This is a genomic window from Terriglobales bacterium (assembly GCA_035764005.1).
GTDB lineage: Bacteria > Acidobacteriota > Terriglobia > Terriglobales > Acidobacteriaceae > Gp1-AA112.
The window spans coordinates 12,618-27,826 of sequence record DASTZZ010000041.1 but is presented as its reverse complement, the minus strand read 5'-3'; the positions used below and the strand labels follow the sequence as shown (position 1 = coordinate 27,826).

General features: G+C 52.4%; 8 protein-coding genes. All 8 read left to right on the top strand.

What is annotated here, in order from left to right:
• Window positions 1-32: 32 nt before the first annotated feature.
• The 8 genes from VFU50_07010 to VFU50_06975 all read left to right on the top strand — a co-directional run bounded on the left by VFU50_07010 (window position 33) and on the right by VFU50_06975 (window position 15,195).
• The gene (locus VFU50_07010) at window positions 33-1,469 is read left to right on the top strand and encodes a condensation domain-containing protein (GenBank protein HEU5232593.1); all 1,437 of its coding nucleotides are present in this window, start codon (window positions 33-35) and stop codon (window positions 1,467-1,469) included.
• An 87-nt stretch (window positions 1,470-1,556) separates the two neighbouring features.
• The gene (locus tag VFU50_07005; protein ID HEU5232592.1) at window positions 1,557-4,805 is read left to right on the top strand and encodes an amino acid adenylation domain-containing protein; all 3,249 of its coding nucleotides are present in this window, start codon (window positions 1,557-1,559) and stop codon (window positions 4,803-4,805) included.
• Window positions 4,796-5,599 carry an alpha/beta fold hydrolase gene (locus VFU50_07000; protein ID HEU5232591.1) on the top strand — a complete coding sequence of 268 codons (804 nt, stop codon included), beginning with the start codon at window positions 4,796-4,798 and terminating at the stop codon, window positions 5,597-5,599. Before VFU50_07005 ends, VFU50_07000 begins: the two co-directional genes overlap by 10 nt.
• Complete coding sequence (locus tag VFU50_06995) at window positions 5,596-6,534, top strand: alpha/beta fold hydrolase (protein ID HEU5232590.1); 939 nt, start codon at window positions 5,596-5,598, stop codon at window positions 6,532-6,534. The genes VFU50_07000 and VFU50_06995 overlap by 4 nt, the downstream gene beginning before the upstream one ends.
• Before the next feature lie 227 nt (window positions 6,535-6,761).
• A complete protein-coding gene (locus VFU50_06990; GenBank protein HEU5232589.1) occupies window positions 6,762-9,605 on the top strand; it encodes an HAD family hydrolase in 2,844 nt (947 codons plus the stop codon).
• A 26-nt stretch (window positions 9,606-9,631) separates the two neighbouring features.
• Window positions 9,632-11,209 (top strand): hypothetical protein, encoded by a 1,578-nt coding sequence (locus VFU50_06985; protein ID HEU5232588.1) that lies wholly within the window; start codon window positions 9,632-9,634, stop codon window positions 11,207-11,209.
• Window positions 11,206-12,945 carry a polysaccharide deacetylase family protein gene (locus VFU50_06980; protein HEU5232587.1) on the top strand — a complete coding sequence of 580 codons (1,740 nt, stop codon included), beginning with the start codon at window positions 11,206-11,208 and terminating at the stop codon, window positions 12,943-12,945. Before VFU50_06985 ends, VFU50_06980 begins: the two co-directional genes overlap by 4 nt.
• A 66-nt stretch (window positions 12,946-13,011) precedes the next feature.
• A complete protein-coding gene (locus VFU50_06975) occupies window positions 13,012-15,195 on the top strand; it encodes a hypothetical protein (GenBank protein ID HEU5232586.1) in 2,184 nt (727 codons plus the stop codon).
• The last annotated feature ends 14 nt before the right edge of the window (window positions 15,196-15,209 follow it).

Below are 15,209 nucleotides of genomic sequence, written 5' to 3'. Positions count from 1 at the left end.
TTCTAAGCGCAGAACCCTTCACTCTCACGTCTATGACCGTCGCACCTGCATTGTCGACAGCCAAGCGCAGCCTCCTGGAGAGCTACCTTCACGCACGCATCCGCCAAAATCCCCTTCCGTTACCCGGCATACCGAAGCGGAACGAGGATTTGGCAGCGCCACTTACATTATCGCAAGAGCAACTCGTTCGACGAGAGATTAATACGCCTAATGTTCCGCTTCTCTATAACGAATGCATTCAGCTTCGGATGAGAGGGCCTCTGGATGTCTCTGCGCTGCAAAAGAGCTTCAACGATATTGTCCGGCGCCATGACATTTGGAGGACGAGCTACGACATTGAGAATGGCGATGTACGTCAGGTGGTCCATTCGGCGGCTGAACCGATCGAGATCCGTGTAGTCGATTTGGAAGGGTTATGTGAAGCAGACCAGGAAGCCGCCATTGAGATGGTCATCGGGCATTTAGCTCAACAGCCATTTGATCTCAGGAATGGTCCCCTGCTTCGGACGCATTTTATAAAACTGAGTGATCTTGAGCATCGGCTCTACGTTGTTGCCCACCTTAGCATTGTGGACGGAGTGTCTGTTTATCAGATCTTCCCGAAAGAAGTAGCTATTAACTATCGCGCTCATGTGTTTGGGCGAGCACCAGAGCTCTCGTCTCTACCAATTCAATTCGCGGATTACTCACACTGGCAGCGTAAACAATTGGAAGGCGCGAGCTTCATAAGGACACTGGAGTACTGGCAAACGCAGCTTTCACACCTGACGCGACTCAATTGGCCGACGGACCGTCCACGTCCGGAACGAGAGAGTTTCCGTGGGAAGATCGAGAAGTTCGTGTTGGCCGCACCAGTGACCGATGCTATGAAAAGCTTGGCGAAAACAGAAGGCGTCACACTGTTCATGGTTGCGTTATCTGCCCTTGCGAGTCTGCTGCATTTATACACACGCCAAGATGACTTCACGATTGGCACCCCCTCTCCGTCTGGACGAAAACGGTCTGACGTGCAGGATCTTATAGGCTATTTCCTCACTCCTGTTGCTCTGCGGTTTCGGTTTACCCGGAACATGACGTTTCGTGAATTGTTAAGACAAGCGCAGCGTGTGACATTGGAGGCTATCTCCAACGACGAGCTACCGGTCGAAGTCTTGGCTCAACGCTTGAACTTGCCAGTTGACCACAGCAGAAACCCGCTTTTTACAGTAGCGACGTCGCTTCAGCCTACGATGCCTGCCCTCGATTTTGATTGGACTGTAACTTCGATGGATATCAGCAGCGGGGGCTCTCCGTGGGATCTTTATTTGGCACTCATTGATGGGAAGGAAGGGTTGATGGGACGCGTCCAATATAATCCTGATCTGTTCAACGCTGACACAGTCACTCGTTTTATAGCCCACTACACTAACCTGATCCAAGTTATATCCGAGAATCCTGAGATTCGAATTTCGGCGATCGGTTTGGGCTAGCCCGGGCTGATGCTTTTCTGCGAGTTCCAGCGCTTCCAGTTCTCCTGATCCAACCAGCAGCATTTCTAACCACAAACGAAGGCTCCAATGGCAAGCACGTCCGGACTATCGGAAGTAAAACACAGCCTACTTACCAGGCTTCTGAACAGCAGGGTGACAGCCGGCGAATCGTCAACTTCTATCGGTCCACGACCCAGGCCAGAAGCAGCTCCACTATCTTTCTCGCAAGAGCAGGTCTGGCTGCATTCGCAAATCGCCGGCAACATCCCGCTCTACAACGAGAGCATTACGCTACACCGCCAGGGGCAACTGGACATGGGCATTCTCGAACGTTGTCTAGTCGAAATCATGCGGCGCCACGAAATCTGGCGTACTAACTTTGATCTTGTAAATGGAAAGCCTGTCCAAATTATTCACCCAGCAGCCGATCACTTTCCGATTCCTTTCCATGACATCTGCAAATTTCCCCCTGCGGAACAGCAAGCGCAGATAAAGCGCCTGGTCACCGAAGATGTCCGCCGGCCATTCGATCTGAGCTCCGGTTTCCTTGTTCGGGCACTCCTCCTTCGGACCGAGCAGGATGCTTACTCGCTATTCGTTACGTTTCATCAAATCGTGTTCGACGCAGTGAGTGCTTACCGTGTCTTCCTTCCAGAGTTGGTAAGTCTTTACGAAGCATTCTCGTCAGAAAATGCTTCTTCCCTTCTTCGTGAGCCAAACATTCAATATGCTGATTTCGCCTACTGGCAGAGACAGCAAACATCCGCTGCATCAACTCATGCCGACTATTGGCGCAAGCAGCTGACGGGTGAACTCCCTCTTCTTCAATGGCCATGCGATCGCCCACGGCCAGCTGTGCAAACCCATCGCGGCGAAATCGAGCGTTTCTCGCTTCCTAAGCACTTGATTCCCGAAATAAGACATGCCAGCCAGCAAGCAGGAGTCTCTTTCTACATGACGCTCCTTACTGGCCTGGTTGCGCTGCTTCATCGCTACACCAATCAGAATGATATTGTCCTCGGCGGCTTTACCGCCGGGCGAAGGCGGCCAGAACTCGAAGATGTGGCGGGCTATTTCGTAAACCCGCTTCCCCTGCGTTTTGATATTTCGGGAAACCCAACTTTCAAAGAGCTCCAAATGCGAGTTCGGGAGACGCTTTTGGGAGCTCTGGCACACGATGAAATGCCATTTCCGGAAATTGTTAAGGCAGTAAAACAGCGCCCTGATCCGAGTCGCAATCCTCTTTTCCAGATTGTGCTTTCGCAGCAACCGAAACCCGCATATGTGAGTGACGATTGGGTTATGGCTACAGAGGAATTTTCGAATGGCTGTTCCAAGGTTGATCTTGTCATCGTGGTCGACGATCGCGGAGACTCTGTTTTTGGCCCAATAACATACAACCCCGATTTGTTCGACGCGGGCACAATCCAGCGCATGATCGGCCACTGGCAAATGCTCCTTGCCAATGGCTCCACTCATCCGGAAAAGCGAATTTCTGAGCTGATACTTCTGACAGAAGCAGAGCGGCATCAGATTTTGGTCGAGTGGAACAGTACATACAAAGATTTTTCCACTGATGTCTGCCTGCACGAGTTAGTAGAGCGCCAGGCACAACAAACTCCAGATGCTATCGCGCTAATTTTTCGGGAACTACGGATCAGTTATCGAGAGCTCAACGAGAGAGCTAATCGGCTCGCTCATTATCTTAGCAAGCTTAGCGCCGGCCCCGAAGTACCAGTCGGCGTAGTCATGGAACGTTCGGTGGACATGGTGGTCGCGCTTCTTGCAATTCTCAAGGCCGGAGGAGCATACCTTCCCCTCGATATCGAATTTCCGCAGCACCGCTTGGCAATGCTGATTGAAGATAGCGGCGTCTCTTTAGTCCTCACACAGGAGCATCTGCTCGATCGGCTGTCGATGTGTGCTGCGCGAACTGTTGCAATTGACACGTCTCGAGATGAGATCACAAGAGAACAAGCGTCGAACCCAAAGAAGACCGCCAAGCCAGACAATATTGCCTATGCGATTTATACTTCGGGCTCAACCGGAAAGCCGAAGGGAGTACTCAATGTCCATGCCGGCATAGTCAACCGGTTGCTCTGGATGCAAGATGCATATCAGCTAACGAGTGATGATCGCGTTCTACAGAAGACTCCCTATACCTTTGATGTCTCAGTCTGGGAGTTCTTCTGGCCTCTCATCACCGGCGCCACACTCGTAGTCGCGGAACCGGGTGGACATCGAGATCCTCAGTATCTGATTGAATTGATTCAGCTAGAGAGCATCACGACATTGCATTTTGTGCCTTCCATGCTCCAGATCTTTTTGGAAGCCAGAGGAGTCGAAGACTGCACATCGTTAAAACGCGTAATTTGCAGCGGCGAGGCCCTCCCGATTGAGGTACAGAAACGTTTCTTTGAACGATCCAACGCTGAATTACACAATCTCTACGGCCCTACAGAAGCTGCTGTCGATGTCACTTCCTGGAAATGCACTACAGATTGGGACGGGTCAACTGTTCCTATCGGTCGGCCGATCGCCAATATGAAGATCCACATTCTCGATCGAAATTTTCAGCCGGTACCTATTGGAGTTGCTGGGGAGCTACACATTGGCGGTGTTGGCTTGGCCAGAGGCTACTTGAATCGGCCTGAACTCACAGCGGAGAAGTTCATTCCGGACCCGTTTGGAATTGCTCCGTCCGACCGGCTATATAAAACCGGGGATTTAGCACGATATCGGGCAGATGGAACTATTGAATTTCTTGGGCGAATCGACGATCAGGTCAAGATTCACGGCATCCGGGTTGAACTGGGAGAGATTGAGGCCGTTTTACACAATCATAAGTCAGTTAGTAAGGCACGAGTCGCAGTCCGCGAAGACTCACCAGCCATTCGTTCACTCGTGGCCTATGTCGTTCCCGAGGATCGATCAAAATTCTCCATGACAGACGTTCGTGAGTACCTAGCCAAATTGCTCCCTTCGTACATGATCCCCATGCTTGTAACACTGGATGAGCTTCCGGTCACTTCAAATGGAAAGCTCGATCGACGCGCGCTCCCTCCGCCACAAGTTGCCGAGCAACCTGCTCCCGCAGAAATCGTGAGTGCTCCGATTGAACAGAAAATGGCCGAGCTGTGGAAGGAAGTTCTTGGGTTAGACACTGTAAGCCCTTTCGACAACTTTCTCGATGTCGGAGGAGACTCACTCTCCGCAGTGCAACTTGTTACCCGGTTGCACAAGCATTTCGGCGTCCGAATAAAGACGAACGAGTTGGCATTTCAAAGCCTTCGTCAGCTTGCCGCGAGTTGTGCAGAGCGACTGCAATGCCAGTAAATCGCCAAAGTACAACAATTCCCTTTTACTTCGGGGCGTCGGATAAGCAGCTCTTCGGCTGCTACCACGAGCCACAATGCACGATAGTACGAGACACTGCAGTGGTGATTTGCCAACCGATGGGACACGAGTACATCTATTGCCATCGTGCTCTTCGTCAATTAGCCACCAAGCTTTGCGAAGCTGGATTTCCGGTTCTCCGCTTCGATTTTTATGGGTGCGGCGACTCAGTCGGCGAAGGAGATCAGGGCACAGTTACTCAATGGTTGGAAGATGTTTCTACGGCTGCAGCAGAAGTGAAATCCAGAGCAGGAGTAGCACAGATCTGCCTTATTGGTCTTCGACTTGGTGCAGCACTTGCTTTTGCTTCAGCTGCACAAAGAGATGATGTGGCAGGCCTTGTGCTTTGGGATCCGGTCGTACTCGGAACGGCGTATCTCGCCGAGCTAACGCAGCTCCAGAGCGAAGCTCTAAGGCAGCGGCGGCAGAAGCAGCGGAATACGGCGGTAGCTGAAATCGTTGGCTTTAGCTTACCGAAAGCATTGCGAGAAGAACTCGAGCACTTGAACCTTCATTCTGTCTCCCCCAATGTACACGCGAGGATGCTGACACTTAATACCAGCGACTCGGGGGATCGTGTTCTCGCTGACCATCTTATCGCTCATGGCGCGAGAGTTGAAGGCGAACAAATCAAGGCCCCAAAGATATGGCAGCCTACCGTTGATGGGAACTTGCTCGTCCCAAATCACCCACTGCGTTCAATCGTCGCCTGGACATCGGGAGCTCACGCGTGAACGAGGAAGCTGTCCGATTTGGACCATCTAACTCGCTCGTCGGAATTGTTGCCGGCAATCCCGAAATTGCCATGCAGGATGCTTCGACAGCGGTCATCTTACTCAACGCGGGTATTGTGCATCGAGTTGGTGCGGGACGTGTTTACGTCAAGCTGGCACGCGCATTGGCCGGGGCTGGATTTTTGACGCTGCGTTTCGATTTCTCGGGAATCGGTGATAGCCCTGTGCGCCAGGACGGTCTTGCTTTTCCAAAGAGTGCTGTAGCCGAAGCGCAAGACGCCATGGAATTCTTGTGCAAGAACAAGGGCGTTCGCAGATTCATTCTGCTGGGGGGATGCTCGGGAGCCAGGATCGCTTTTGATACTGCGTGTTGCGATTCTCGCGTAGTTGGAACGCTTCTAATTAACTTTCCTTCGATCGACGAAGATGATGCTGGGCAAGACCCTGGCGCCGCTAATCGGAGTGCGTTGTTCTACTATCGCCGGTTTGCCTTTTTTAACTTCGGGAGTTGGCGGCGACTGCTCACAGGGAGAGCCAATTACCAACAACTCGCGCGAACTCTATCGTTCGGCATCAAGCATTTGATCGATGAGGAAGACGAAACGTCGTCCCTCTACCAGGACTTCCGTTCTGCCTTGACGGGCGTGGCCAATCGAGGCGTTCGCGTCAGCTTCATTTGTTCGGAAGGCGATCACCGCCTCGATGAGCTTCGATCGGCAGCCGCCAAATTGCTAAAGAAGCTCTGCACCGAGCGCAAATTGACTCTCGATGTCATGAAAGATTGCGATCATACATTTAGCACTCTTGCCGACCAGAAGCGCCTCATCGAGATCATTTTGATGCGAGCGCAGTGGATCATATCAAGACCAACTGAATCAGCGACACGCCATGCAACTGTCGCTCTGTCTGCATTGCCGCATCAGCTTCAGTCTTAATTCAAGCCCACAAAGTTATAGACAAGCAGGTAATCATGAGCACTCAACCCACAGACTGTAGACAAGCATTGTCACCCGCGGTTCCAACCGACGCTTTTTCACGGATGTCTCCCATCTGGGATTCACGCGTAGCAACCAGCGTAACAACCTCAACTCTCCCTCACATCGAGCTTCCACAAGCGACTGCTCCTGTTGAGGACAGCGATAGATGCTCGAAAGTCCTCCCCGTGGCTTTTCTTGCCGAGGAAGAATCGTTCTATAGCCGGTATTCGTGGAGCATAAATGCGTTTCCCAGATTGAACGAAGTCGCCGAGCGGCTCGCATCGGAATTGAATAAACTCGATCATGTCAACGGTTGGCAGTACTCAGAAGTAGCGATAAATATTTTTCTTTTGTCCTGCACAATCACCGACACCATCGATGACTACCTACTAGGAACTGTCTTTGATTTTTCAAAGCTGGCCAAAGTTCTGCCTCTGGCTGGCCCGGCAATTCGGGCGGCGCACAAGGGCCTTGCATGGCGGAGCAGCACTCGGCTGTTGTTCTTAGCGAGGCTGGTTCGATGGAAGCAGGTATGGGCGAATACAGTAACTGACTTTATTGAGCATGCGCTTGTCAACAATACGGATCGATCATCGGCGTTAAGGCAACGTGATCAGCTCAAAGAACTGCTGCCGGCTCGATTTGGAAAAACAGTTGGATGCCTGCGTCCAAAGATCCCAGCATTTTTCCGTTCCAGAGACTTTGCAACTCCTGACTGTCTCGAACTAGCGCGCAAATTCATGCTTGACTTTGCCGATCCGGTCCGTCCTGCCATTGTGGTCGGATTGCGTACGGCTGGTTCATTTCTGGCACCGTTGACTTGCGCTTACCTCAGAGCTAAAGATACGGATGCGCGTTGGATTGCTATTCGACCGTCAAAGGGAATTACAGGCTCGGAGCAGAGAGAGCTCGAGCGCGCCGCGAGCCAAAGGTGCCGCGCGTTGATCGCCGACGAGTCGGTCCACTCGGGACAAACGCTGGCGAAGACAATCACAATCCTTCGCAGAGCCGGCTTTGCTGAAGCGGATATAGTTGTCCTAAATCCTGTTGAGCCGGCACTTCCCGATTGGAAGAGTTCGCGCCTCCTTCAATCCCTTCCAAAAATTCGCGTAGTAAGCCTTGAACCTGCCGAGCGTTACAAATGCCGCGTGTTGGATTCTATTTCCAAGATGCAAGTACTGCTCGACGAGTACTTTAAAGCACGCGGCTATTCGGATGTTCGCGTCGTCAGCGGCGGTGAATTCAAAAACCTGAATTCGACCTGGCGAGATCGACCTCCCGAGCGTGTTGATCACCGCCTCAAAAGAATTTACGAGGTCCATGTCAAACACTCGAACGGATCAGAGGAAGTTCGCTATGTTCTTGCGAAGAGCGTCGGCTGGGGATGGCTAGGCTATCACTCATTTATTGCAGGTCACCGATTGGGTCAATGGACTGCGCCTATTGTCGGACTTCGCGACGGAATTCTGTTTTCCGAGTGGCTACCGCAAGGAAAGACCCAGGCTGTCTCAAGTCTGAACAGCACAGGCATCGTTGATTACCTCGCCAGCTATGTTGCGGCACGAGCGAAACACCTTTGGCTAAGAGATGACCCCGCGTTGGACTTGGTAACCGAAGATCGGCACAAGGGTCTGGAACTTCTATCGGGTTATCTGATTCGAGCTTACGGATCTCGTATCGTCGCGGCTGCAAAACGACCATGGTTGCGGAGGCGACTTGCAGAACAGAATCGCTTCTTGCCCGTAATGACCGATAGCAGGATGACGCCCGGTGATTGGCTTACAGGCGACGTTCCGAAAAAAGCCGACTTTGAACATCATTGCTTTGGAAAAAACGAGCTCGGCATTACCGATCCTGCTTTTGATCTGGCAACAGCTATGCTTGAGTTTGGCCTGTCGGATGCGGATTCTCAATGCCTGGTCAAGCGCTACATCCAGGAGAGCGGCGACACAAATGTGGACGAGCGGCTCTTCTTCAATAAATTTCTCGCAGGTATACGCGCGCAAAGCCTTGCAGATCACGATTTAACTCAACCGCGCTTATTTTCCGTTCGAGGTGAAGCAAATCGCCAATATATCTCTGCGTGGAATTTCCTGGTGAAAGAATCAATAAAGGAGTGTGGAAGACTCTGCAGCAAACCGAAGGACATCTATTGGCATACGCCATTGGTCGTCGCTGATATCGACGGAGTCCTCGATCGCATGGTATTCGGAGTTCCCTGCACAACTGCGGCCGGCATCAAAGCACTCTCCCTGCTGCACGCTCATCATTTCTGTATCGCCGTCAATACAGCACGAACGCTTAGTGAGGTTAAGCAATACTGCCGAGAATACAGTTTTGCTGGCGGGGTGGCTGAGTATGGCGCAGTTGTGTGGGACGCACTTTCGGATCGACAACGGGTGCTCGTCGACAAAGATTCTCTAGAGGAGTTGGAAAGAACGCGAGACGCCTTCCGACGAATTCCCGGATGTTTCCTCAACGACGATTATCTGTATTCGCTCCGAGTATTCACTTACCAGAACGGCCGTACAGCTCCGGTTCCCGCACTCCTCGCTCAAGACTTACTCTCGGAGCTTGGAGCCGACCGGCTTCGGATACATCACACGGGCCTGGATACTGCAATTGTTGCGAAGAACATCGACAAAGGTGTTGGATTGCTTGCAATGCTGGATCTCGTCGGCTTGCCCAAAACGGATGTAGCCGCCATTGGGGACTCCGAACCTGATCTCGCGATGTTCCGCGTTGCGAACCGGTCCTTTGCTCCCGGAAATGTGACGTGTCGGAAGGAGGCTGAACTACTTGGCTGCTCCATCGCACGCTCCTCGTACCAACCAGGCTTGTTGGAGATAGCGAAGCGAATCGCGCATCCGAACGGCAGCTCCTGCGATCGTTGCAGAGACATCGAGCGGAATTGGCCGAAAGAAAAAAACTTATTCATCTCCCTGATAGAAGCTGCCGATCAGAAACCGCTGCCTCTTCTGCTTCGTAACCTGCACTCCCTTTCATTCCTGGCTCCATTCAAGAAGTAACGACTTCCGTTTACCCGAGCCCTTTCATGCTTCGTCGCCTTCTTCCTGCAGCAAACGCCATTTTTGTTGGACACATGATCCCACGGCTGGGATCCATAATTCTGGTTCCTTTGTTCCTGAGGAACTGGTCGGCGACCCTGTATGGGGAGTATCTGGCCCTTTTTGCGGCCGTTAGCTACCTATCAGGCCTTGATATTGGAATGCAACAAGCTTCGGTGAACCGCTTGACACAGGCATATGCGAAAGGAGATCTAAACGAGTATCGGAGAATCCAGCATACTACGATCGGGTTCTACGTTGCTTTAGCTACGCTAGTTACATTGATCATCATTGTCCTTGCACGGCTGCTGCCTCTCTCCCATTGGATTGGCCTGAAAGTAACAGACGCCATCACTGGCAACAGAGTAATAATTCTGCTCGCTATCTACGTAATGTGGTCGCTGCCCGTACGGCTCATTGTCGCCACCTACCAGACCACCGGCAATCTAGCGCGTACTCAGTGGATAGGCAACGCGCAGCAGATCCTTGTAATGCTCCTCTCAGCGCTGGTTCTGATTTTAGGCGGAGGAATGCTGAGTATTGCATTGCTTCAGGTACTAACAATCGTTCTTATCGCTATGTATGTTCTGTTCGATTTACGCCGACGCTGTATACCGCTGTTTCCTGGCATGGCCGGGATGCGAGTATCAATATTGAAGGAGTTGGCACATCCGAGCCTGCTGTTTGCGCTGCTGCTCGTCGGCAATCTCATTGCTTTCCAGGGCAGCACGCTCATTATTTCCGCTCTACTCGGCGGACTAGCGGTCGCCGTTTTGTCTATTTCGAGAGCGATGATCGACGTGATTCGTCAGGTCCTTTATAGCATTACCCTCGCCCTTTGCCCTGATTTTGCTCGCATGGAAGTTCTCGGAGAGTTCGACCGGCTGAGAACAGTTCACCGCCTCACGGTGGCGGCAACGGCAGCGATCACGCTCGCTCTTGCGGCGAGCGTCTGGTACGAGGGCGGGCAAATCATTACAGTGTGGACGCGTGGGCGCATTGAGCCCGACATCGTCTTGCTTCGGCTTTTTCTCGTCCTTCTAGTCTTCCAAACACCCTGGGCGGCGAGTTCCGCGATCGGAACTGCAACCAATCGACATGGCACCCAGGCAGTTGGATACTTTTTCGCTGCCTTGATCGGAGTCGGTATCATCGCTGTTCTCGTACACCGACTAGGAGCTTGGGCTGTCCCGGTTGGCCTGATTTTTGGCGAAGCGATATGTTGTTACCACTTCGTAATCAAATCCACTTGTAAGACAATTCACGAATCCTACAGTAGATTCGCGATCCGCTTGTGGATCGGATTTGCAATCACATCGACACTCGTACTGACGGTCGGCTGGCTGATTCACACTTTTGCTCCAGGACCCATGCTCGTGCGCTGCGCAGTCATGGGGATGTTCATGTTAACGGCCGCGGCGATATGTGGCTGGTGCGTCTGGCTAACCTCTCGCGATCGAACTTTGCTTCTTGCCGTATTTCGACAATTGTTCAACATTTCCGCTAAGAGACTACCGTCGCCCCTGTTCGAGCGGACTTCCACCGCTCAGGAAATAATGCAATGAGCAGTTGCCGCATTCTTATCTTTTCGAACGCTCGGCCATCACGAGCATGGACTCTTGCCGAGCGCGTTGCTCGGGAAATACCGGATGTCGAGATCTGTGGAATCGTGCAGGCACCCAGACGCGAGCTTCCGATGGAGCAGCAACTGATTATGGACGGTCGCAGCAGCGACTCGGGCACCGCGCGCTTCCGGAGACCACTCTCGTTCCTGCATTCCCTTTGCGAACACATCATAGAGAGAGCACTGTCTAGTATTCATGGCGTTCGTGCCGACATACACTCATTTACTCCCGCGCATCTCGCTCAGAAGTGCGATGCGAAAGGAATTCCCATTTTGATTCCATGGAATGGGGACTACTCGAAGACGACCAGCTTTGTTGTGGAACGGCGTCCCGATTTCGGGATCATCCTTAGCTCGCAACGGATTCCTGACAACCTGCTCACGATCCCGCGCCGAGGTTGGATTGCAGCGCGAAATGTTGCTGAGCAGCGAGGGCATGAGCCAGCAGGAACGACGATTGCAGCCGAATGGAACGCGGCAAACTCGAGTGCGTTTACCTTGGCGCAACTCACTCTGCCGCACCAACCTTACGATGATCCGATAAGCGTATCGCTCAAAGCAGATTTACTCTGCGATGATCTCGCAATCGAAAGTATCAAACATCTTGTCCATGGAACTGCTGACGAAACCTCAGCCGAGTTAGCCGACTGGATACAGCAGGTATTTTCACCTTACCTCGAACAACTCCAACTCTCTTCAACTCCGACCAGTGATGTTAGTCCTCAGTTCCGCCACCGGCCAAGATGGAAGCTGTGCCTGGATACATTGCTACTTTGCTCCCCGCTCATCATTACTCGCAATTGGTATAGGAGACTCCGACGCAAATACCCGATCACAATTCTCACTCACCACTTGGTATCGGATCGCCCGCATCGCATGGGTATTTCTACACAGGCGTTTTGGCGACAAGTCAGATTTCTGCAACGCCACTATCGAATCGTCAGCCTGGCCCAAGCAGTTGAGTTGCTTAAAGCCGGCAAAGTAGACGCTCCAACGGTCGTCTTGACCTTCGATGACGGATACGCCGATAACTTTTTAGCGCTTCGCGCAGTTGCGGAAGAGACGGGCGTTCCGATCACGATGTTCATTTCAACGGAACCAGTAACTCACCAACAGGAGTTTCAGCATGATATCGAGAACGGAATTCGCGGAGCCCTGCCGCTAACTTGGGAGCAGCTTCGTTACTGGAGTTCCAGACAGGTCGAGTTCGGGGCACACACGCGCACGCATTTTGATTGCGGCTCGAAAGACAATGCCAGGCTGGACTTTGAGATTGCCGGATCCAAGTTCGATCTTGAACAGCGTTTAGGAACAGCCGTGAACTTCTTCGCATTTCCGTTTGGACAACCCGAAAACATGTCCGCGGAAGCAGTGCAGATCGTTCGAGCGAACTACCCGTTCTTTGTCTCTGGCTTTGGCGGCGAAAACCATTGCGGAGGAGGCGACGGCCAGCATCTGCGGCGGAAGAACCTGTATGCAAACTCGTGGGAGCTGGAGCTTGAGCTGCAAGGGATATTTGACATAGTCGATACGCTGAAAAGATCGCTCTCACGTCGCAAGAGCAAACCTGACAGAGTTTTTGAGCACGTTCCCCTCTCTTCTTCTCAGAAAGGCTCACGGCCAGCACTTCACACACCTGACTTCGACACATCAGGTCTCGATTCCACTCCGTTGTAGGCACGATTCTCTATCACTCTCTGCAATATCAAGTTCACATCAACACTTTCCGGGAGGTACATTCCGATGAGGCGGACACGCTCACTCGCAACATTATTCATTTCGGTATTAACAGTCCTTTCCATTTCTCTACATGCTCAGCTCCAGGAGCCGACTCCGCCAGTCAATCTGATCATTGACTCTGATATGGCGATCGATGCCGACGACGTCGGTGATCATGCCATGATGTGGGCTCTTGCCGATCGAGGCGAGGTCAACGTCCTCGCAGTCATCTGTTCATCCGCCAATGACTATAGCGCTCCTGCCATGCGAGCGATTGCCACCTACTACGGACATCCGAATGTGCCGATTGGTGCGAACAAGGCGAGCACGCCAAACATAAACAATTCAGCTACGAGTGCGTATACGCGGCAAATCGTCAATCAGTTTGGAACGCCTGGCGACACGCGCGCCAACTATCCCGATGCCGTAACTGTATATAGACAGGCTCTTGCCAATGCTCCTGATGGAAGCGTGTACATCGTGGCTAATGGATACTATGAACCATTGCAAGGCCTGCTTCAAAGCCAGCCAGATTCGATAAGTCCACTCACGGGAGTGCAGTTGGTTGCTCAAAAGGTTCGACGCTTAGTATCTAGCGCTGGCTGGTTTCCTTCTGGAGGAGAGGGGAACTTTGAAGCCGATACAGATGCCGCCACTTATGTGTACGCAAACTGGCCGGGCGAGATTGTCAATATTGGCGCCGATACTGCTTTTGATGTAACCACCGGTCCTTCGCCAACGTCCGATCCTACTGTAGATCCGGTGAAGGACGCCTATAACCTATATGCCAGCGCTCAAGGTCTGACCTCAGCAACTACAACGGCATGGGGTCAGTTAGCGCTCCTCTATGCCGTTCGCGGCGGTGTGGGAACGAACTTCACTATCGGAGGCTACAACGGCCAGACTACAATCGATGATACAAACGATCAGTTCCGGGGCCAAAACTTCTGGTCGCCCTCTCCTCAAATGGGACACTCATATCTGAAGAAGCAAATTGCAGCCAGTGATATGGCCGCCATCCTCAATCCGCTGATTCAGAGTTCCTCGAACATGCCTATTTTGCGCAGCCTGTCACCGACAAGCGTGTTTGTTGGCAGCTCTGGCCAAACTGTCACTATCAACGGGAATAACTTCTTCCAGGACTCGCAGGTTATGGTAAATGGAAGCGGTCGTTCGACAACATTTGTTAGTGGCACGCAGCTGAGTGTGCAGCTTAGTGCAGCGGATTTCAGCCAAGTAGGAAATTTAGCGATTACAGTTTCGAACTCCTCCGAGGGGAACTGGACATCGAACACACTGAATCTGAGTGTTGCTGCGGCAGCGCCGACTCTCAGCAGCATTTCACCATCGGCTGCAACTGCGGGCAGCGGACCTATAACGCTCACTGCTACCGGCAGCAGCTTCATGAGCAATTCAGTTCTGCAAGTTAATGGGGCCGCCCGTAGCACAACCTTCATTAGCGGCACACAACTCTCCACTACTCTTACCAGCAGCGATCTTGCTACTGCGGGATCGTTAGCAATTACGGCGTCAACTCCGGGCGGCGGAACGAGCTCGGCCCTTACTTTCACAATTAATAATCCAGCGCCTTCGCTCTCAACCATATCGCCGACTACCGTGACCGCCGGCGGCTCCGGCTTCACCTTGACGGTGAATGGGTCTAACTTCGTTGGTGGATCTGTCGTGAGGGTGAATGGAGCCAACCGTTCCACTACCTTTATCAGCACTACTCAGTTGACCGCATCGATTCCCGCATCTGACATTGCTGCGGCGGGCAATCTATCGATTACGGTTTTCAATGCTGCTCCTGGCGGCGGTACATCATCTGCGGTTACGTTAGCTGTCAGTAACCCAGTGCCTTCAATCTCGAGCGTTTCGCCGAATCCGGCTTTAGCTCTGGCCAGCAGCTATACGCTCACGGTTACGGGAAGTGGATTTGTGAAAGGTTCAGTCATCCAGATTGACGGCGGAGCGCAACCGACTACTTTCATTAGTGCGACTCAAGTTCAAGCTAAGATTAGCGGCGGACTCCTCTCGATCGGAGTGCACTCGGTTACAGTGTTCAACCCAACTCCAGGCGGCGGCACTTCCAACTCAGTCAATCTGACTGTGATCTCGATACTCGGGCAGCTAATGCCTCCCCCGCCGGACCTCTCACTTACACCGCTGGACGCCAGGCCTGAATCGATGGTCTCACTCGCAGCTTGACGGATAACTCCTAC